Origin of the sequence: Leucobacter exalbidus (genome assembly GCF_017834145.1) — a bacterium.
Lineage (GTDB): Bacteria > Actinomycetota > Actinomycetes > Actinomycetales > Microbacteriaceae > Leucobacter > Leucobacter exalbidus.
Genome location: NZ_JAFIDA010000001.1, coordinates 1,288,960 through 1,309,346 on the forward strand (window position 1 = coordinate 1,288,960; position 20,387 = coordinate 1,309,346).

Genomic DNA, 20,387 nt, shown 5'->3' on the forward strand with positions numbered 1-20,387 from the left:
GACCCTCCGCGGTACCCGCGCTCACCCGAGTTGCGGTCGTTTGAGTTGCGGTCGTGAGCAGGCTTGCCGCCACGGCTGTTGCTGGGCTGGTTCGAGTAGCTGTTACGGCTGGCACCGCGGTTGTTGCCGCGATCCTCTGAGTAACCGCCGCGGTCGCTGCTGCGATCGTTGCGGTCGCTGCGAGGTGCACGGTCGTTCGAGTAGCCACCGCGCTCGGGACGGCCAGCACCGCGATCGTTGCGGTCGTTCGAGTAACCGCCGCGTTCGGGACGCGCTGCGCCACGATCGTTACGGTCGTTGCTGTAACCACCACGCTCGGGGCGCGCAGCACCGCGATCGTTGCGGTCGTTACGAGGCGCACGATCGTTCGAGTAACCGCCGCGTTCGGGACGCGCTGCGCCACGATCGTTACGGTCGTTCGAGTAGCCACCACGCTCGGGGCGACCAGCGCCACGATCATTGCGGTCATTACGAGGCGCACGATCATTCGAGTAACCGCCGCGTTCGGGACGGCCAGCACCACGATCGTTACGGTCGTTGCTGAAGCCACCACGCTCGGGACGCGCTGCGCCACGATCGCTCGAGTAACCGCCACGCTCCGGGCGACCAGCACCACGATCGTTGCGGTCGTTCGAGTAGCCGCCGCGTTCGGGACGACCAGCGCCGCGATCGTTGCGGTCGTTGCTGTAGCCACCGCGTTCCGGGCGGCCTGCACCACGGTCATTACGATCATTGCTGTAACCGCCACGCTCGGGACGGGCAGCACCACGATCGTTGTTGTAGCCACCACGCTCGGGGCGCGCTGCGCCACGATCGTTGCGATCGTTCGAGTAACCGCCACGCTCCGGGCGACCGGCACCACGATCATTACGATCGTTGTTGTAGCCACCACGCTCGGGACGACCAGCACCACGATCATTGCGGTCGCTGCTGTAACCGCCACGCTCGGGACGACCAGCACCACGATCATTACGATCATTGCTGTAACCGCCACGCTCGGGGCGCGCTGCGCCACGATCATTACGATCGTTGCTGTAACCGCCACGCTCGGGACGCGCTGCGCCACGCTCGTTACGGTCGCTCGAGTAGCCTGCGCGCTCGGGGCGCTGGCTGTAGCCGTTCTCTGTGCCGCCCTCGCTCGGAGCGGTGCGGCGGCCGTGGGGGTTACCGCGCGCTGCGATGCCACGCATGCCGCGGGCACCCTTGCCGTCGCCGGGGCGACCAGCGGTGATCTCGTCGCGGTCGTAGCTCTTTACGAAGCCACGGCCACCCTTGCCCTTGAAACCCTTCATCGGCTTTCCTCCCTTGCCGCGCGGTGCGCGGTCGTCACGGGGAGCGCGGGGGCGAAACCCGTCTGATCCGGTATCGTCATCGCTCTTGGGACCGCGTTCGGCCGCAGAGAGCAGCGCACCGCGTTCGGCGGCTGCGAGTTCACGCATCTCGCCGAGCTGCAGGGTGCCGAGGTTCAGCGGGCCGAACTGGCGACGTACGAGCTCGATGACGGGGAACCCGACCTCGGCCAGCATGCGGCGCACAATACGGTTACGGCCCGAGTGCAGGGTCAGCTCGACGAGCGAGAACTTTCCGCCGCCACCGTCAGAGAGGATGCGTGCCCGGTCTGCGTGGATCGGGCCGTCCTTCAGCTCGACGCCGTACTTCAGCTGCTGAATGACCGATCCGGTCATGCGGCCGCGCACCTTCGCAACATAGGTCTTGGTGACGCCGAAGCTCGGGTGAGCCAGCTTGTTGGCAAGCTCGCCATCGTTCGTCAGAATGAGCAGACCGCTCGTGTCGGTGTCGAGACGGCCGACGTTGAACAACCGGTCGTCAACCAGCTTGGTGAACTGACGCAGGTCGGGGCGGTCGTGCTCGTCGTTCATCGTGGAGACAACGCCCTCGGGCTTGTTGACCACGAAGTAACGCTTCGAGACGTCGAGCTGCACAACGACGCCGTCAACGCGCACGTCATCGGTGTTGGGGTCGATGCGCGAGCCCAGCTCGTGCTCGACCTGACCGTTGATGGTGACGCGGCCAGTCGTGATGAGCGACTCGCATGCGCGGCGCGAAGCTACGCCTGCGTGTGCAAGCGCCTTCTGCAGCCTGATGCGCCCGTCATCGGGGTCGATCTCGCCCCGGGGGTCGTCGTCGAAATCATCATCATCGTCATCGTCGTCTGTTCCGGATCCCGCGGGGCGGTCCCCAGGCCAGCCGAATTCTGCGAGGTCGACCTCAACGATTTCGCCGTCGACCGAGAGGGTGCCGCCGAGGCCCCCGTTTTCGCTACTCATGTGACTACCTTCCGCCCAAGCGCGGGTATGCGCCTACAGCAATTCATGTTCAAAACCTTCAGCACCGTCATCAAGCAACGGTGAAATATGGGGCAGCTCAGAAATATCGCCTATTCCGAGCCGATCAAGCAACACATCCGTGGTGCCGTACAGCGTGGCGCCAGTCTCCTCGTGGTGACCGGCCTCCTCGATCAGGCTGTGACTCAATAGTGTGCGCACTACTGAGTCAACGTTGACCGCGCGAATCTGGGCGACTTGGCCGCGTGTAACAGGCTGACGATACGCGATCACGGCGAGTGTTTCAAGTGCTGCCTGTGAGAGCTTTGCGCTGCGCTCCTGGCGCACCGCGTCAGCAACGACCAGATCTAGCGATGCGCGAACGTAAAATCTGAAGCCGCCCGACACCTCGCGCAGCTCGAACCCGCGCGGCTCGCGAGCCACCGATCCGGGCTCAGCGCTCGATCCAGATCTGGCGCCTGCGGCACCCGATCCTTCCTGCAATCCTACGCCATCATAGTCGGCGATGAGCGCAGCCAGGGCTGCGCGTACCTCAGCTACCGGGCGATCCACCGCCGCGGCGAGCGCGATGGCGTCTTGCGGCTGCTCGGCCACGATGAGTAACGCTTCAAGCTGCTGGGTGAGCGAGTGGGTCGATCGCACCGTCGCAAGCTCAGCGACTTCGTCGGTCTCGCCGCGCTCAAGCTCACTCATAGTCACTCCCCAGTGTTGCCAGTTCTTCGTCAGACCAGCTGTCGCTGTTCCAGTGCACTATCAATTCTCCCAGGGGTTCGAGCTGTGTGAAAGTCACGGCGTCGCGGCGGTACAGTTCAAGAATTGCGAGGAACCGGGCGACGATCACCCCGCGCTCATGCACGCCTGAGATAAGTTCACGAAATGATTGCGCAGGCCCGCCGCGCAGCGCGGTGACCACGATCGCGGCCTGCTCTCGAATGGATACGAGCGGGGCGTGCAGGTGCTCGAGCCCCACCGTCGGAATCTCACGCGGTGTGAACGCGAGCTGTGCGATGGCGGCGAAGTCGGCCGCGGTCAGGCTGAATTCAAGCTCGGGGTCAGCCGAACGAAATTTGGGTTCAAGCGCAACCTGTCTCGCATGACGCTCGCCTTCAATGACGAGGCGGTCGCGAAACCAGGCACTCGCCAGTTTGAACGCGCGGTACTGCAGCAGCCGGGCGAACAGCAGGTCTCGGGCTTCAAGCAGCGCGATCCCCTCGGCGTCAACGGCCTCGCCCTGGGGCAGCAGGCTCGCAATCTTCAGGTCGAGCAGCGTCGCCGCGACCACCAAGAATTCGCTTGCGTGATTGAGCTGGTCGCTGTCTTCGGCGTCGAGGCCCGCGAGGTAGCCGATGAACTCATCGGTGACGAGGCTGAGCGAGACATCGGTGATGTCGAGCTCGTGTTTGCCGATGAGCGTCAGCAGCAGATCGAATGGCCCGTCAAAGACGTCAAGGCTCACTCGAAACTCGCGAGAACGAGCCTCGACGGGATCGCTCTCGCGGGTCATGGGTGCTCGCTTAGGCGACGATGCCGCGTTCTACGAGCTCGCGGGCGAGCTTGAGGTACGACTCAGACGCCGGGTTCGCCGGCGCGTAATCAATGACCGGCTTCGCGGCGATCTGGGCGTCGGGCAGCTTCACGGTGCGGCCGATGACGGTGTCGAAGACGCTGTCGCCAAAGGTTTCGACCACGCGGTCGAGTACTTCGCGGGCGTGCAGCGTACGCGAGTCGTACATGGTCGCGAGGATGCCGTCGAGGGCAAGGGCCGGGTTCAGGCGATCCTTCACCTTCTCGATCGTTTCCACGAGCAGTGCCACACCGCGCAGTGCGAAGTATTCGCACGCCAGCGGAATCAGCACGCCGTGGCTCGCGGTCAACGCGTTCACGGTCAAGAGGCCAAGCGACGGCTGGCAGTCCACCAAAATCACGTCGTAGTCGTCGACGACCTTGCGCAGCACGCTGCCCAGAATCTGTTCGCGGGCCACCTCGGTGACGAGGTGCACCTCGGCCGCCGACAGGTCGATGTTGGCGGGGATGAGATCGAGGCCGGGGGTGCCGGTGTGCTGAATCGCTTCACGCGGATCCTTCACCTTGCCCAGCATCAGGTCGTAAATCGTGGGGACCTCGTGCGCGGGCACTCCGAGGCCTGCCGAGAGTGCGCCCTGCGGGTCGAAGTCAACCGCGAGCACGCGACGGCCGTAGCGCGCGAGCGCGGCAGCCAGGTTGATGGTGCTCGTCGTCTTACCGACGCCACCCTTCTGGTTGCACATCGCGATGATGCGCGCGGGGCCGTGGCTCTCCAGTTTGCGGGGTGCGGGAATCACCCGATCGACTCGTCCTGTCGGTCCGATCTTCGGCTGAATCTGGGCCTGCACGTTCGCCATCAAGGCCTCCTCCCGCGTCGCTAACGCTCCATCCTATCGCTTTGCCGCCCCCTGCTCCTGACGCGGGTGCGGCGAAGCGCTCACGAACTTTCCTCAGGTGGCACGCGGGTGCGCGGTCAGGTAGTGCTCGCGCAGGGTGTCGGCGGTCACCTGGGTGTAAATCTGTGTGGTCGTCACCGACGAATGTCCGAGCAGCTCTTGCACGGTGCGCACATCGGCGCCGCCCGCGAGCAGGTGGGTGGCGAAGGAATGCCGCAGGGTGTGGGGAGAGACCTCGCGCGTGATGCCGGCGCGCTCTGCTGCGGCCCGGATCACCAGCCATGCGCTCTGCCGCGAGAGTCGTGCACCGCGTGGGCCTACGAAGAGCGCCGGGGTGCCGGCGCCGCGCGCCACCATGCTGGGGCGGGCCCGCACGAGGTATGCGGCGAGCGCACGCCCCGCGTAGCTGCCGTAGGGCACCACGCGCTGTTTAGAGCCCTTGCCCTGCACTCGTAAAAATCCGCCCGCTTCGAGCGCGCGTTCAGAGGCCTCATCGATTCCGGCCTCGCCGCTGGCACCCGTGGCGTCACCCCTGCCGCCTTCCAGCAGCAGGTCGTCGAGGTCGAGGGTGCAGGCCTCGCTGACGCGTGCCCCGCTGCCGTACAGCAGTTCGAGAAGCGCGCGGTCGCGCAGCCCCACGGGGTCGTCACCGCCCGCATGCGCGAGTAACGCTTCGACGTCTTCGAGCGCGAGCGCTTTCGGCAGCCGCTGGGGTTTCTTGGGCGTGCGCAGCCCCCGCCCCGCATACCCTTCGAGGAGTTCTTCTTCGAACAGATACCGGTGCATGCCGCGCACAGTTGATGCGCGGCGGGTGATCGATGAGGGCGCGAGCGCCTCATGTTCGCCCTCGTGGCTGGCGAGGTCAGACACAAACGACGACAGGGTGTCGGGGGCCACCTGGGCGAGATCGTCAATGCCCTGCGCCGCAAGCCAGTTCGCGTATGAGGCAAGGTCGCGCCGGTATGCAGCCAAGCTGTTCTCGGCGAGGCCCCGCTCAATGGCGACGTGTCGTAAGAAGCGGTCGATCCCCGCGTCGACTGAGAGGGTCGTCATCGTGACCGTTCTCCGCGCACGCCCTCCCGAAACTCCCACGGAGTTTTTGGATCGCGCAGCGTCGCCCAACCTGCCTCGCGTGCAGCGTAGGCGGCTAACACTGCGCTCACGGTCACCGAGTTGCCGATCCGGCCGGCAAGAGCGGCCGCTACCGCGTCATCGAGCGGCACCCATTCAGGCTGCAGTTCGGCTTCTTCGCCCTCGCGCACGAAATCGTGGGTGGTGGGGCACAGGTCTCGCGCCAAGAAAATGCGCATGGTTTCGCTTGATCCGCCGGGCGATAAGAACAGGTCGAGCAGCAGGTCCCAGCGGTTCGCTGCGAGGTCGGCCTCTTCGGCGAGTTCGCGCTGTGCGCCCGCGAGCCCAGATTCGCCGGGGGCGTCCATCAGCCCCGCAGGAATTTCGATATCGCGACGCGCGACGGGGTGGCGGTATTGCCGCATCACCAGCACGCGGTCTTGGTCGTCGAGCGCCAGCACGGCGACCGCGCCGGTGTGATCGATGTAGTCGCGCACCAGCTCGGAGTCGCCGAAAGTGAAGCGGTCGCGCCGCACATCCCACACCCGGCCGTGTACGAGCAGCTCGCTGTCGAGCACGTCTACGGCGGCGGGCGTATCACTGAGGTACTCAGCGGGTGAGGTGCTGGGCACCTTCGTGGTCGTCATTGCTCGCGCTCCATCCTGATGCAGGTCAAACTCTGCGGCCGCCCGCTGGGGCTGCGGCTCCCCCGGCACGCCAGCTGCTGCTGGCTGAATAATGGCCGCAGGTACGCCAACGGGCGCGGCGGCCGAAGCCACCGCGCCCGAAATGGGGGTGTTAGTTGTCACCCTCGACCTCGAAGAGGCGTGCGGCCTCTCGGCGGCCGATCGCAGCTTCAACGAGACCAGCGAACAGCGGGTGCGGGGTGCCCGGGCGTGATCGCAGCTCGGGGTGAGCCTGCGTTGCGATGTAGAACGGGTGCACCTCGGTGGGCAGCTCGACGTACTCAACGAGTGAGCCATCGGGGCTCGTGCCCGAGAATGACAGGCCAGCCGCGGCGATTTCGTTGCGGTAGGTGTTGTTCACCTCGTAGCGGTGACGGTGACGCTCGCTGGCGCTCGAAGCACCGTAGAGGCGTGCGGCGAGCGAACCCTCAGCGAACTCAGCTTCGTACAGGCCAAGGCGCATGGTGCCGCCCAGGTCGCCGCCGTCGATGATGTCGATCTGCTCGGCCATCGTGGCGATTACCGGCACGGTGGTCTCGGGGTCGAACTCGGTTGACGAGGCGCCCTCGAGGTCGGCGACGTTGCGCGCGTACTCGATGACCATGCACTGCATGCCGAGGCACAGGCCCAGGGTGGGGATGCCGTTCTCGCGGGCGAAGCGCAGCGCGCCAAGCTTGCCCTCGATGCCGCGAATACCAAAGCCGCCGGGCACGCAAATGCCGTCGACCTCGCTGAGCGCGGCGTGCGCACCCTCGGGGGTCTCGCACGTGTCAGAGGGGATCCACTTCACGTTGACCTTCTGCGCGTGTGCGAAGCCGCCAGCGCGCAGTGCCTCGGTGACCGACAGGTAAGCGTCGGGCAGGTTGATGTACTTACCGACGAGACCGATGGTCACTTCGCCCTTGGGCTCGTGCACGGCGTCGAGTACCGGCTGCCAGCCCGTCCAGTCCACGTCGGTGGATACTTCATCTAGGCCGAGCGTCTCAACAATGACGCTATCGAGACCCTGCGTGTTCAGCAGCGTCGGCAGGTCGTAGATGCTGGGCACGTCGATGGCGTTGATGACCGCGCGCTCTTCGACGTCACACATCAGCGCAATCTTGCGCATGTTGTCGTCGGTGACGGGGCGGTCGCTGCGCAGCACGAGGGCGTCGGGCTGAATACCGATCGAGCGCAGCGCAGCAACGGAGTGCTGGGTCGGCTTGGTCTTCTGTTCGCCTGAGGCGCCCATGAACGGTACGAGGGAAACGTGCACGAAGAACACGTTGCCGCGGCCGAGTTCGTGACGCACCTGGCGTGCCGATTCGAGGAACGGCTGCGATTCGATGTCACCTACGGTGCCACCGACCTCGGTGATGATGACGTCGGGCTGCGGATCCTCAGAGGCCTGCAGACGCATGCGTCGCTTGATCTCGTTCGTGATGTGCGGGATCACCTGCACGGTTGCGCCGAGGTAGTCGCCGCGGCGCTCCTTGGCGATCACGGTCGAGTAGATCTGCCCGGTCGTAACGTTGGCTGCCTGCGACAAGTTGATGCCGAGGAAGCGTTCGTAGTGTCCGATATCGAGATCCGTCTCAGCACCGTCGTCAGTCACGAAGACTTCGCCGTGCTCAAACGGATTCATGGTGCCGGGATCCACATTCAGATATGGATCGAGCTTCTGCATCACGACGTGCAAACCACGTGCAGTGAGCAGATTACCCAGGCTAGCGGCCGTCAGGCCTTTGCCGAGTGACGATATGACGCCCCCGGTCACAAAGATGTGTTTGGTCGTTTTCGGCTGTGCCGCGCTCTGCTTCATTCCCACGGGCTTCGATCCTATCAGTTGATTTCGTCAGAATGACGTGAGTGGACTATCTCAGTTCCTGTCGGGGTACCCAAACTTGCTTAATCACCATGAGTACCGCGGCGGTAACGGGGATAGAAATGAGTGCGCCGAGCAGCCCCAGAAGTGTGCCGCCGGCGAGTGCTCCGATGACCACGAGTGACCCTGGCACCGACACCACACGGTTCATCACCTTGGGCGTCAAAAGGTATGACTCGATCTGCATATAGACCAAATAATAAATGGCGGCGATGATCGCCGTCGTGGGCGAGTTGAACAGCGCGATGACCGCGACGAGCACGGTGGCGAGCACCGAGCCGACGAGCGGAATCAGGGCGAGCAGGAAGACGCCCACGGCCACCAGCCCGGCGAACGGCACCCCGACAATGGTCATCATGATGAATCCGAGCACCGCGTTAATGAACGCGAGCACCACCATGCCACTGACGTAGCCACCCACAGATTTGGTGACCTGCTCGGTAATGTCGATCACCTTCGCGCGCCCCGTCTTGGGCACGACCGAGTAGAACGCCCGCTTGATGCCGCGCAAGGACGCGAGGAAGTAGAGCGACAGGATCAAAATGATCAGCGTCGCGGTGAGGCCGTTCGCGATACCGATGCCGGCGTTCCATACCCCGCCGGCCAGCTGCGCCCAGTTCTCGGGCTTGGTGACGAGATCGCGCCCCATGCCGAGGAGCCCCTCGAAATCGATGAATGATCCGAAGCGCTGCTGCAGGTCAAGAAACCAGGGCTGTGTCTGGATGTCTTTGACCAGGGTGGGTGCGCTTTGCACCAGCAACGAGATCTGATTGGCGATCATCGGAATGATGATCCCGAGCAGCGCGCCGATGACGAGCACAAAGCTGCCGAACACGATGCCGATACCCAGCGGTCGCTTCACCCGGCGACGTTCGAGCCTGCGCACCACGGGGTCAAGGCCCAGGGCCAGAAACAGCGCCGCCGCAACATACATCAGGATCGTGCTGAGCTGATCAACCATCCCGCCAAACAAAATCGCGACGAGCACGCCCAGTGTGACCGTGAAGCCCAGCTGAAACGGGCTGCGCACGATAAACTCGCGGGTTTTTGAGTTCGCTTGTTCGGCCTGCGCATCACGCGCGGCGTCTCGCGCGTCACGGTACAGCGCACGCGTTTCTGCGTCCATTTGTTCGAGGTCGGCGTGCACCACCGCCGGATGCGAGTCGAGGTAAGCGGCTTTCACCTCGGGTGCGCTGGTGAGGTCGGGTTTCTTGCGGCGAAACGCGCCCCGTTCGAACAACTTGGTCATGATTGGGAGCGTAGCACCAAGCCCAGACACCGCGGCAAAATTTATGCCGCGATTACGTGCGCAGGGCGAGCAGCTCGGCCGCGTGCTCGAGCGCGCTGTCAGAATCGACGAGCCCCGACAGCAGTCTCGCCATCTCCCCCAGGCGCGCCTGCCCCTCAAGCCGCACACAGCTGCTCTCGGTGTAGCCGCCGCTTGAATCTTTCTGCACCCGCAGATGGTTGTTGGCGAAGGCCGCAACCTGCGCCAGGTGGGTCACCACGATCACCTGCGAGGTGCGCGCGAGCAGCGCAAGCCTGCGCCCAATCTCGATGGCCGCGGCGCCGCCGACGCCTGCATCAACCTCGTCAAATACGAATGTGGGCACCGGATCAACCCCGGCCACTACCACTTCGAGGGCCAGCATCACGCGTGACAGCTCACCGCCCGACGCCGTTTTGGCCACCGGTCGCGGCGTGGATCCGGGGTGGGGGGCGAGCAAGAACTGAATCTCGTCGCCGCCCGAGACCGTCAGTGCCTCAAGCGGGGCGACGCTCGCCACAAACTCGGCGTCAGGCAGTGCGAGCTGGCGCAGCTCGGCGCTCACCAGCTTCGAGATGCGCCCGGCAGCGGCCTCGCGCAGCTCGGTCAGTTCAGCCGCAAGCACGGCTTCACGGGATTCGGCCTGCGCGAGCTCATCAGAGAGCGCATCGATGCGGTCATCGTCACCGTCGAGTTCAGTGAGGCGGGCCGCCGCGGCCTGCGCGTATGCGATCACCGCTTCTGAGTCGACACCGTAGAGCCGAAACAGTGCAGTGAGCGCGGCCAGCCGGTCGTTAGCGGCGGCCAGCTCCCCCGGGCCCTCTTGATCAAGATCGCCCGAGTAGGCCGAGAGTTCACGTGCGGCATCGGCGAGCTGAAAGCTCACGTTCTGCAGCATCTCGTGAATCGTGGCCAGCCGCGGGTCAAATCCCGCAGCCCGTTCGAGGTCGCGCACTGCATCATCGACCAGGCCGCTGGCGTCGCGCGACATCGGATCATCTGACTCGCTCATGAGCGCCTCATGGGCGGCAGAGGTGGCGGCGCGCAGCTGCTCAATGTTGCTCAGTCGGTCGATGCGCTCGGTGAGTTCGGTCTCTTCACCCGGCTGCGGATCAACCGCTTCAATCTCTTCGAGTTCGGCGCGGGTGCGTGCGGCCTCAGCTGCCCGCTCGTCGAGCGCTGACCGCAGCGTGCCCACTTCTTCAGCGAGCTGACGCCGCAGCGTGTGCACTGATTGGTATTCGGTGCGGGTGGCGGTGATGGCCGTCCCGCCAAATCGGTCGAGGGTGTCGCGCTGCGCGGCAAGCGACTTCAGTCGCAGTTGTTCAGACTGTCCGTGCACCGCAAATAGGCGCTCAGACAGCCGCACCAGGCCGCCCACGGTGGCGCTACTGCCGCCCACGCTAACGCGGCTGCGGCCTTCGGCACTCACGGTGCGGGTGAGCACGAGTTCGTCGTCCTCAACATCGCCGCCGAGCTCGTCAACAATGTCGGTGACGGCGCTGTCTTGGGTGCGCACAATGCCGCTAACGCGTGCCTGCTTGGCACCGTTGCGCACGGCGCCCGCGTCAGAGCGCTCGCCCATGAGCAGCCCCAGGGCGCTGACGACCATCGTTTTACCCGCGCCGGTCTCGCCGGTGATTGCGGTAAACCCGGGGCCGAGCGGCAGGGTGGTATCTGCGATGACCCCCAGGTCCCTGATCCGCAGTTCCTCAATCATTCGGTGACCTCCCGGCGTGCGCCACGCCATCCTGAGACTGGCAGATGGAATTTCTGTACCAGCCGGTTTGAGAACTCGGCCGAGTTCAGTCGGGCAATGCGCACCGACTGGCTCGAGGTGCGCGCGCGCACGATTGATCCCGCGGGCAGCTCGGTGCGGCGGCGACCGTCGCACCACAGCACACCGGGGCCAATGTTCTCGGGCAGAATGCGCACACTGAGCTCGGAGTCGGTGCCGGTGACGAGCGGCCGATCGAACAGGGCGTGCGCCGCGATCGGCACCATCAGCATGGCCTGCACGGTCGGCCAGATGATGGGCCCGCCCGCCGAGAATGCGTAGGCCGTCGATCCGGTGGGGGTGGCGAGCACCATGCCGTCACACGCGAAGCTTGAGACGGGCAGCCCGTCAACGCCAATCTCGACCTCGAGCATGCGGCGGTGCTTTTCAACGCTCGCTTCGTTGAGGGCCCAGGTGTCGGCGATCACTTCACCGTTGAGGGTGGCCACCACGTCGAGGGTGAGGCGCTGCTCGACGGTGTAGTCACGTCGCAGCACCCGATCGATGGTCGTGGCGAGGTCGTAGCTTTCCATTTCGGCGAGGAACCCGACGTGGCCGAGGTTCACGCCTACGATGGGGCATTCAGAGCCGCGCAGCAGTTCGGCGGCGCGCAAAATGGTGCCGTCACCACCCAGCACAATGGTGACTTCGATCTGCTCTATGGGGGCGTCGAGCCCGAGTCCTTCGATTTGTTCGACATCGATGTGCGGGGAGAATTCGTCGCGGTCGTGCGGATCCATCACCGGGGTGACGCCCGCAGCGGTCAACGCTGATACGGCCTGCACGGTGGCGGCGATGGCCTCGTCACGGTGGGTGTGAGACACGATCAGAATGCGTCGGTGCTCCCGAAGATCGGCGAGCGGGTGACCCCCTGCGCTACTGCGTTCCTGGCTCATTCGGTTTCGTTCCTCTCGGCCGTGCGCGGGTCTACAAGAGTTGCAGGATTGGGGTCGGCGCACAATGCTGCGATGCGCGCTTCCCATTCTGTCTGATCGAGCGCGTTGCCGCGATTGTCTCGCGTAAAGTGCGTCAGAAACTCTCGGTTGCCGTGCCCGCCGGTGATCGGAGAGTGTGCCAGCCCGCGCACCGCAAATCCGTTCTCGGCGGCCGCCGTAATCGCGACCCGCAGCGCTTCGCCCCATTGCACGGGGTTCGTTACGATGCCGTCGCGCACTCGGCCGACTTCAAACTGTGGTTTCACGAGCAGCACGAGATCGGCGTCGGCCGCCGCGCACTTCGCGATCGCGGGAAAGATCAGGCGCAGCGAAATGAATGACAGGTCGGCCACCACAAGCGTGGGTGGCTCGGCGATGCCGGTGTCGTGCGCGAGGTTCTCGGCATCGAGCTCGCGGGCGTTGCGGCCCTCGACCAGCCGAATGCGTGGTTCGTCGAGCAGCTCAGGGGCGAGCTGGCCGTGGCCCACGTCGATGGCTTGCACGGCCGTCGCGCCGCGTTCGACGAGTACCTGGCTGAATCCCCCGGTGGAGGCGCCCAGGTCAAGTGCGATGCGACCCGCTGGGTCAATGTCAAACTCGTCGAGCCCGGCCACCAGTTTGTAGGCGGCGCGGCTGACGTACCGTTCGGTCATGGTGACGGCCACGATGTCGTCTGCGACGATGCGCAGGCTCGCTTTGGTCACCGATGCGCCGTTGACGCGCACTTCGTCGCGGTCAATCAGCTCGGCGGCCTGTGTGCGTGAGCGGGCGAGGCCCGCCTCAGCGAGCACACGGTCTAACCTGGTGGGCTCCCCGGCCCAGGTTGACTCACGCATGCGGTCCACCTGATTTCGTGGCGTCTGCGGGCTGCTGGTCGCTTCGTTCAAGCTCGGTCACCAGTTCGTCGTGCAGCTGGAGAAACCCGCTCGCCCGCTGGGCGAGGCTCAGTGCGCCGATGAGCTCGATGCGGTTGGTGAGCTCACTCGGGGTGAGCTCACCAACCTGCGGTGTCGCGTCATCAAGATCTGTCATTCTCTTAGCCTAACGAGCACCACCGTCACGACGCGCGAACGCCGCTCAGCTCCAGTGATCCTTGTACAGAATCTCAGGAACTTTCAGACCGTAAATTGCCAACCCTGAGCACCAAATCGCGGCGCAGCCGGCGCGCAGCAGGTTGATGGCGGAGTCGCCCTCGGCGACCACGTGTGCCACGTGCCCATCCATGCGTACCTTCGCCGTGCCGACCTGCGCGGTGCCGTCTTTCAAAATCACCGTCTGCGGGTACGGCTCGTGCATCTTGTCGAGGGTCTCGACAATGAAGTCGGGCTGCATGTCTTTTGATGCGGCCACGAGCTGCTTGGGTCGGTCGACGCCGGTGAGCACGTGCAGCGAGGCAATGCCCGCGGCGCGCGCGCCCTTGGTGTCGGTGTCGAGCCGATCGCCCAGCATGAGCGCGTTGCGGGTGCCGAAGCGTGCGAAGGCGGCCTCATAAATGGGGGTCTCGGGCTTGCCCGCGAATACGGGAAGCCGCTGCACCGCCGTGTGCACCGCTGAGACGAGGGTGCCATTACCGGGGGCAAGCCCACGGTCGGTCGGAATCGTCCAGTCGGTGTTCGTAGCGATCCAGGGCAGCTGGCTACCGTCCTCACGCTCAGCGAGCGCGTAGGTGGCCTCGGCAAGATCCGTCCACCCAATATCGGGCGAGAATCCCTGCAACACGGCCACGGGCGCGTCGTCAGCGCTGCGGGTCACCTCGTACCCGGCTTTGCCGAGTTCGTCGACGAGACCGTCGCCGCCGATCACGAGCACGCGTGCGCCCGGAGCGACCGTCTCAGCGAGCATCGCGACGGCCGCCTGCGGCGAGGTCACGATATCTGCTGCGGTGACGGGCAACCCGAAGCCCTGCAACTGCACAGCGACCGTCTGGTCGGTGCGCGAAGCATTGTTGGTGAGGTACGCCACCCGTGCCGACGATGCGGCGCGGGTGAGCGACTCCACGGCGCCCGCGATGGGGTTGGGGCCGCGGTACACGACCCCATCGAGATCGCTCAAGATGAGCTCGCGCCCGGCGACGGGTGCGTCGCCGAGCGGAGTGGGCTTGGGCCCGAACAGCCTCACTGTGCTGCTCCTTCGCCTGCTGCTTCCTCAGTTGAATCGTCGATACCGGCGTCTGCGAGAATCTCGGCAACCTCGTCCTCGACGGACACGGCGGCGGGAGCCTCTTCAGCAGCAGCTTCTTCAGCAGGAGCTTCTTCAGCGGCAACTACCGCTGCGGGAGCTTCCTCAACAGGAGCTTCCTCAGCAGCTGCGGCCTCGGGGGCCTCGCTGTCGGCGGCTGCTGCGGGAGCTGAATCCTGATCCGGATCCTGCGTCGCCTCAGCAGCTACAGCCTCATCAGCACCGTCGACATCTTCGAGCTCAATGTCATCGAGCTCAACGCCCTCGGTCAGAACCTCGTTCATGTACTCGTCTTCGCGAACCTCGAATACCTCGAGTTCGTCGAAGCCGCCCTGGGCGGCCTGCAGCGCGCCTTCGGCCTGGTCAGCGCGAGCGAACCAGCGAGCTGCTTCGTCTTCGCGGCCCAGATCCTCGAGCACCGCGGCGTATGCACCGAACAGGCTCGGGCTCCACAAGAAAGCCTTCTTGGGGTTCAACTCAGGGATCTCGAGCTCGAACAGTGCCTGCTGGGTCTGGCCCAGGTCGAGGCGGGCGCCAGAAACTGCGATCGCGAGGAGCACGCGCTCTTCGGTTTCGAGCTTGCTGGTGTCGGCTGCCTGAGCGGTTTCGATCGCCTTTTCGGGGCGGCCGAGGCCACGCTCACAGTCCACCATCAGCGCGAGGTGGCCGTCGAGGCCGCTCAGCCGGCGGTAGGTGCGCAGTTCGCGCAGCGCCAGAGCGAAGTCGCCCGTGCGGTATGCGGTGATCGCGAGTGTTTCACGTGCCACGGGGATGCGGCCGGCGCGACGGCTTGCCGAAAGCGCGTGCTGGTGCGCGAGCTCGGGCTCTTCGTCGATCAGGTACGCCACCATGGCGAGGTGACGCGCAACGCTCTCTTGCGTCTCGGGCTGCAGGGTCTTCAGCTCATTGCGGGCTGAGGGGTGCAGATCCTTCGGCTCGATCTCGTCGGGCAGCACCGGATCCTTGTGCTCGCTGCGCACCGGGCGCAGCTCGTGCTGCAGGCGCTCGGCCTCGGTGAACTCGCGTGCAGCGCCACCACGGTCGCTGCGGCCGCCACCGCGGGTGCCGCCACGGCCGAAGGACTGCTGTCCCCGGTCGTCACGGTCGTCGCGACGGGGCGCGCGATCGCGGTCGCCGAAGTCACGGCGGGGTGCGCGATCGTCGCTGCGCTGGTTGTAGCCACCCTCACGACGGGGGCCACGGTCATCGCTGCGCTGGTTGTAGCCACCTTCGCGACGGGGAGCCGAGTCACCGTCGCGGCGGGGCTTGAAGTCGTTATCGCGGCGCGGGCCACGATCATCGCTGCGCTGGTTAAAGCCACCCTCGCGACGCGGCTTGAAGTCGCCGTCACGGCGGGGGCCGCGGTCGTCACGATCGTCGCGACGGGGCGCACGATCGCGGTCGCCGAAATCACGGCGAGGCGCACGGTCGTCGCTGCGCTGGTTGAAGCCGCCCTCACGACGGGAGCCACGATCGTCACTGCGCTGGTTGAAACCACCCTCACGACGAGGAGCTGAGTCACCGTCGCGGCGGGGCTTGAAGTCGTTATCGCGGCGCGGGCCACGATCATCGCTGCGCTGGTTGTAGCCACCCTCTCGACGAGGCTTGAAGTCGCCGTCACGGCGGGGGCCGCGGTCGTCACGATCGTCGCGACGGGGCGCACGATCGCGGTCGCCGAAATCACGGCGGGGTGCGCGATCGTCGCTGCGCTGGTTGTAGCCGCCTTCGCGACGGGGAGCTGAGTCGCCGTCACGACGAGGCTTGAACTCGCCCTCGCGGCGCGGGCCACGATCATCGCTGCGCTGGTTAAAGCCGCCTTCGCGACGAGGCTTGAAGTCGCCTTCGCGGCGCGGGCCACGATCGTCGCTGCGCTGGTTGAAACCACCTTCGCGACGCGGCTTGAATTCGCCGTCACGACGAGGTGCACGATCGCGCTCGCCGAAGTCACGGCGAGGCGCGCGGTCATCGCTGCGCTGGTTGTAGCCGCCCTCGCGACGGGGAGCTGAGTCGCCGTCACGGCGGGGCTTGAAGTCATTATCGCGGCGGGGCTTGAACTCGCCCTCGCGGCGCGGCTTGAAGTCGTTATCGCGGCGCGGACCACGATCATCGCTACGCTGGTTGTAGCCGCCCTCGCGACGGGGCTTGAACTCACCGTCACGGCGGGGTGCGCGGTCATCGCTGCGCGGGGCACTGCTGCCCTCGCGGCGAGGCCCGCGGTCGTCGCGACGCTGGTCGCCTTCGCCGCGCGGGTTCTGTGATTTCCGGGGGCCGCGATCTGCGTGGTCGCGCCGGTCTGGACGTTCATTCATGGGTGCCTCCCGAAAACACTGTTTAACTTTAAGTCTACAAAATAAAAAAGGAGCCGCAGAGCATCACACGATCATCGTGTAATACCCCACGACCCCTTATTAAAAGGTGTCCGGCGGTGACCTACTCTCCCACACCCTCCCGAGTGCAGTACCATCGGCGCAATCAGTCTTAGCTTCCGGGTTCGGAATGTAACCGGGCGTTTCCCTGATGCTATAACCACCGTAACTCTATCAACATACAAACCACACCCAAACCCTGACACCAAAAAGTGACTTGTTTGGGGGTGTGGCCGTCCGTTGGGAACCACAAAGTAGACGCGAACAATCGTTACACAAAAATTAGGATCTTATGCCCAACACAATGTTGGGAAGAAATCAAACCATCGGCTTATTAGTACCAGTCAGCTCCACCCGTTACCGGGCTTCCACATCTGGCCTATCAACCCAGTAATCTACTGGGAGCCTCACACACCAAATGGTGTACGGAAATCTCATCTCGAGGCCGGCTTCCCGCTTAGATGCTTTCAGCGGTTATCCATCCCAAACGTAGCCAACCAGCCATGCCCTTGGCAGAACAACTGGCACACCAGAGGTCTGTCCAACCCGGTCCTCTCGTACTAGGGTCAGATCCTCTCAAATTTCCAACGCGCGCAGAGGATAGGGACCGAACTGTCTCACGACGTTCTAAACCCAGCTCGCGTACCGCTTTAATGGGCGAACAGCCCAACCCTTGGGACCAACTCCAGCCCCAGGATGCGACGAGCCGACATCGAGGTGCCAAACCATGCCGTCGATATGGACTCTTGGGCAAGATCAGCCTGTTATCCCCGAGGTACCTTTTATCCGTTGAGCGACAGCGCTTCCACAAGCCACTGCCGGATCACTAGTCCCGACTTTCGTCCCTGCTCGACCTGTCAGTCTCACAGTCAAGCTCCCTTGTGCACTTACACTCGCCACCTGATTACCAACCAGGCTGAGGGAACCTTTGGGCGCCTCCGTTACTCTTTAGGAGGCAACCGCCCCAGTTAAACTACCCACCAGGCACTGTCCCAGAACCCGATCAGGGTCCATAGTTAGATATCCAATATGACCAGAGTGGTATTTCAACAACGACTCCACCATAACTAGCGTCACAGCTTCACAGTCTCCCACCTATCCTACACAGGCCACACCGAACACCAATACCAAGCTGTAGTAAAGGTCACGGGGTCTTTCCGTCCTTCTGCGCGTAACGAGCATCTTTACTCGTATTGCAATTTCGCCGAGTTCACGGTGGAGACAGCTGGGGAATCGTTACGCCATTCGTGCAGGTCGGAACTTACCCGACAAGGAATTTCGCTACCTTAGGATGGTTATAGTTACCACCGCCGTTTACTGGGGCTTAAATTCAAAGCTTCGAACCCGAAAGTCCTAACCTCTCCTCTTAACCTTCCAGCACCGGGCAGGCGTCAGTCCGTATACATCCACTTGCGTGTTAGCACGGACCTGTGTTTTTAGTAAACAGTCGTTCCCCACTGGTCTCTGCGGCCACCACACCCTTTCAACGTAAAGTCTAATAAGCGGATGGCCCCCCTTCTCCCGAAGTTACGGGGGCATTTTGCCGAGTTCCTTCACCATGATTATCTCGATCTCCTGAGTATTCTCTACCTGACCACCTGAGTCGGTTTGGGGTACGGGCAACAGCAAACCTCACGTCGATGCTTTTCTAGGCAGCATAGGATCACCTGCTTCCCCCAAAGGGTCCGCATCGTATCTCACCCTTCATGTCCCAAACTATTAATAAGGAACAGGCTACATACTTACACCGGGACAACCATCGCCCGGCACAGGCTACCTTCCTGCGTCACACCTCACGCTCACCACCCGAGCTTTGGGTTCGCAGCCACCACCCACACATCACCCGAAGGATCCATGCAAGCTTAGGTTTGCTTAGCACTACTCGTTAGGCCTTTGACGGTTTACCGCCGGTACGGGAATATCAACCCGTTGTCCATCGACTACGCCTGTCGGCCTCGCCTTAGGTCCCGACTTACCCAGGGAAGATTAGCTTGACCCTGGAACCCTTGGTCTTCCGGAGGACGGGTTTCTCACCCGTCTTTCGCTACTCATGCCTGCATTCTCACTCGTGTAGCCTCCACGGCTGGTTCACACCGCCGCTTCAATGGCCACACGACGCTCTCCTACCCATCCAACGGACTGAACCACAAAAGGCTTGTCTATACGTTAAATGCCACAACTTCGGTGGCGTGCTTGAGCCCCGTTACATTGTCGGCGCGGAATCACTTGACCAGTGAGCTATTACGCACTCTTTCAAGGGTGGCTGCTTCTAAGCCAACCTCCTGGTTGTCACAGCAACTCCACATCCTTTTCCACTTAGCACGCGCTTTGGGACCTTAGATGGTGATCTGGGTTGTTTCCCTCTCGACTATGAAGCTTATCCCCCACAGTCTCACTGCTGCGCTCTCACTTACCGGCATTCGGAGTTTAGCTGACGTCAGTAACCTTTTCGGGCCCATCGGCCATCCAGTAGCTCTACCTCCGGCAAGAAACACGCAACGCTGCACCTAAATGCATTTCGGAGAGAACCAGCTATCACGAAGTTTGATTGGCCTTTCACCCCTATCCACAGCTCATCCCCTCAGTTTTCAACCTAAGTGGGTTCGGTCCTCCACGCGCTCTTACACGCGCTTCAACCTGGCCATGGATAGATCACTTCGCTTCGGGTCTAGGACATGCGACTGAATCGCCCTATTCAGACTCGCTTTCGCTACGGCTACCCCACACGGGTTAACCTCGCCACATATCGCTAACTCGCAGGCTCATTCTTCAAAAGGCACGCCGTCACTAGAACAAGCTAGCTCCGACGGATTGTAAGCAAACGGTTTCAGGTACTATTTCACTCCCCTCCCGGGGTACTTTTCACCTTTCCCTCACGGTACTAGTCCGCTATCGGTCATCTGGAAGTATTTAGGCTTATCAGGTGGTCCTGACAGATTCACACGGGATTTCTCGGGCCCCGTGCTACTTGGGATACTCATCACGCGGTAAAACCATTTCGGATACGGGACTCTCACCCACTCCGGTCGACCATTCCAAGTCGTTCTCCTATAGCTTCACTCTCACGTTGACAGGCCGGCAGACCCATCCAACAAGTCCCACAACCCCGACCATGCAACCCCTGCCGGGTATCACACATGACCGGTTTAGCCTCATCCGGGTTCGCTCGCCACTACTACCGGAATCACTTTTGTTTTCTCTTCCTGGGGGTACTGAGATGTTTCACTTCCCCCCGTTCCCTCTACCCGCCCTATATATTCAGGCGGGAGTCACCAGGTACACAAGTGCCCTGGCGGGGTTTCCCCATTCGGAAATCCTCGAATCACAGCCCGTTTATCGGCTCCCCGAGGCTTATCGCAGATTACTACGTCCTTCTTCGGCTCCAGATGCCAAGGCATCCACCGTTTGCTCTTAAAGATTTGAAATCACATAAGTATCAAAAAAATCACATTATAAATAATGCGACCAATGAAAAAAATTTAGTATCAACAACAACCCGTAGGTTGTTGTTAGATGC

General features: G+C 63.3%; 13 protein-coding genes, 2 rRNA genes and 1 pseudogene. All 16 read right to left on the minus strand.

What is annotated here, in order from left to right; translation table 11 throughout:
• Nucleotides 1–1,385: 1,385 nt before the first annotated feature.
• A pseudogene (locus JOF28_RS14480) lies at nt 1,386–2,105 on the minus strand (pseudouridine synthase); the annotation flags it as partial.
• A 216-nt stretch (nt 2,106–2,321) separates the two neighbouring features.
• Complete coding sequence (gene scpB / locus JOF28_RS05865; protein WP_209704921.1) at nt 2,322–2,999, minus strand: SMC-Scp complex subunit ScpB; 678 nt, start codon at nt 2,997–2,999, stop codon at nt 2,322–2,324.
• Complete coding sequence (locus JOF28_RS05870) at nt 2,992–3,810, minus strand: segregation and condensation protein A (RefSeq protein ID WP_209704922.1); 819 nt, start codon at nt 3,808–3,810, stop codon at nt 2,992–2,994. The genes scpB and JOF28_RS05870 overlap by 8 nt, the downstream gene beginning before the upstream one ends.
• Nucleotides 3,811–3,820: 10 nt before the next feature.
• Nucleotides 3,821–4,687, minus strand: a complete 867-nt coding sequence (locus JOF28_RS05875) for a ParA family protein (RefSeq protein ID WP_209704923.1) — start codon at nt 4,685–4,687, stop codon at nt 3,821–3,823.
• Nucleotides 4,688–4,780: 93 nt separating this feature from the next.
• Nucleotides 4,781–5,779: a site-specific tyrosine recombinase XerD gene (locus JOF28_RS05880; RefSeq protein ID WP_209704924.1), complete on the minus strand. Its 999-nt coding sequence runs from the start codon at nt 5,777–5,779 to the stop codon at nt 4,781–4,783.
• Entirely contained in the window at nt 5,776–6,606 is an 831-nt protein-coding gene (locus JOF28_RS05885) for an NUDIX domain-containing protein (RefSeq protein ID WP_342452097.1), read from the minus strand. The genes JOF28_RS05880 and JOF28_RS05885 overlap by 4 nt, the downstream gene beginning before the upstream one ends.
• A complete protein-coding gene (locus tag JOF28_RS05890; RefSeq protein ID WP_209706836.1) occupies nt 6,596–8,284 on the minus strand; it encodes a CTP synthase in 1,689 nt (562 codons plus the stop codon). Before JOF28_RS05890 ends, JOF28_RS05885 begins: the two co-directional genes overlap by 11 nt.
• Before the next feature lie 52 nt (nt 8,285–8,336).
• Entirely contained in the window at nt 8,337–9,596 is a 1,260-nt protein-coding gene (locus JOF28_RS05895; protein ID WP_209704925.1) for an AI-2E family transporter, read from the minus strand.
• Nucleotides 9,597–9,648: 52 nt separating this feature from the next.
• Nucleotides 9,649–11,334, minus strand: coding sequence for a DNA repair protein RecN (gene recN / locus JOF28_RS05900; protein WP_209704926.1), 1,686 nt, complete (start codon nt 11,332–11,334; stop codon nt 9,649–9,651).
• The gene (locus tag JOF28_RS05905; RefSeq protein ID WP_209704927.1) at nt 11,331–12,287 is read right to left on the minus strand and encodes an NAD kinase; all 957 of its coding nucleotides are present in this window, start codon (nt 12,285–12,287) and stop codon (nt 11,331–11,333) included. Before JOF28_RS05905 ends, recN begins: the two co-directional genes overlap by 4 nt.
• Nucleotides 12,284–13,162, minus strand: coding sequence for a TlyA family RNA methyltransferase (locus tag JOF28_RS05910; RefSeq protein WP_209704928.1), 879 nt, complete (start codon nt 13,160–13,162; stop codon nt 12,284–12,286). The genes JOF28_RS05905 and JOF28_RS05910 overlap by 4 nt, the downstream gene beginning before the upstream one ends.
• Nucleotides 13,155–13,358, minus strand: a complete 204-nt coding sequence (locus JOF28_RS05915; RefSeq protein ID WP_209707158.1) for a hypothetical protein — start codon at nt 13,356–13,358, stop codon at nt 13,155–13,157. Before JOF28_RS05915 ends, JOF28_RS05910 begins: the two co-directional genes overlap by 8 nt.
• 45 nt (nt 13,359–13,403) lie before the next feature.
• Nucleotides 13,404–14,444, minus strand: a complete 1,041-nt coding sequence (locus JOF28_RS05920; RefSeq protein WP_209704929.1) for an HAD-IIA family hydrolase — start codon at nt 14,442–14,444, stop codon at nt 13,404–13,406.
• Nucleotides 14,441–16,813: a primosomal protein gene (locus JOF28_RS14485; RefSeq protein ID WP_245189884.1), complete on the minus strand. Its 2,373-nt coding sequence runs from the start codon at nt 16,811–16,813 to the stop codon at nt 14,441–14,443. Before JOF28_RS14485 ends, JOF28_RS05920 begins: the two co-directional genes overlap by 4 nt.
• Nucleotides 16,814–16,921: 108 nt before the next feature.
• A 5S ribosomal RNA gene (gene rrf, locus JOF28_RS05930) occupies nt 16,922–17,038 on the minus strand.
• A gap of 146 nt (nt 17,039–17,184) precedes the next feature.
• Nucleotides 17,185–20,295: ribosomal RNA gene (locus JOF28_RS05935) — 23S ribosomal RNA — on the minus strand.
• Between the last annotated feature and the right edge of the window lie 92 nt (nt 20,296–20,387).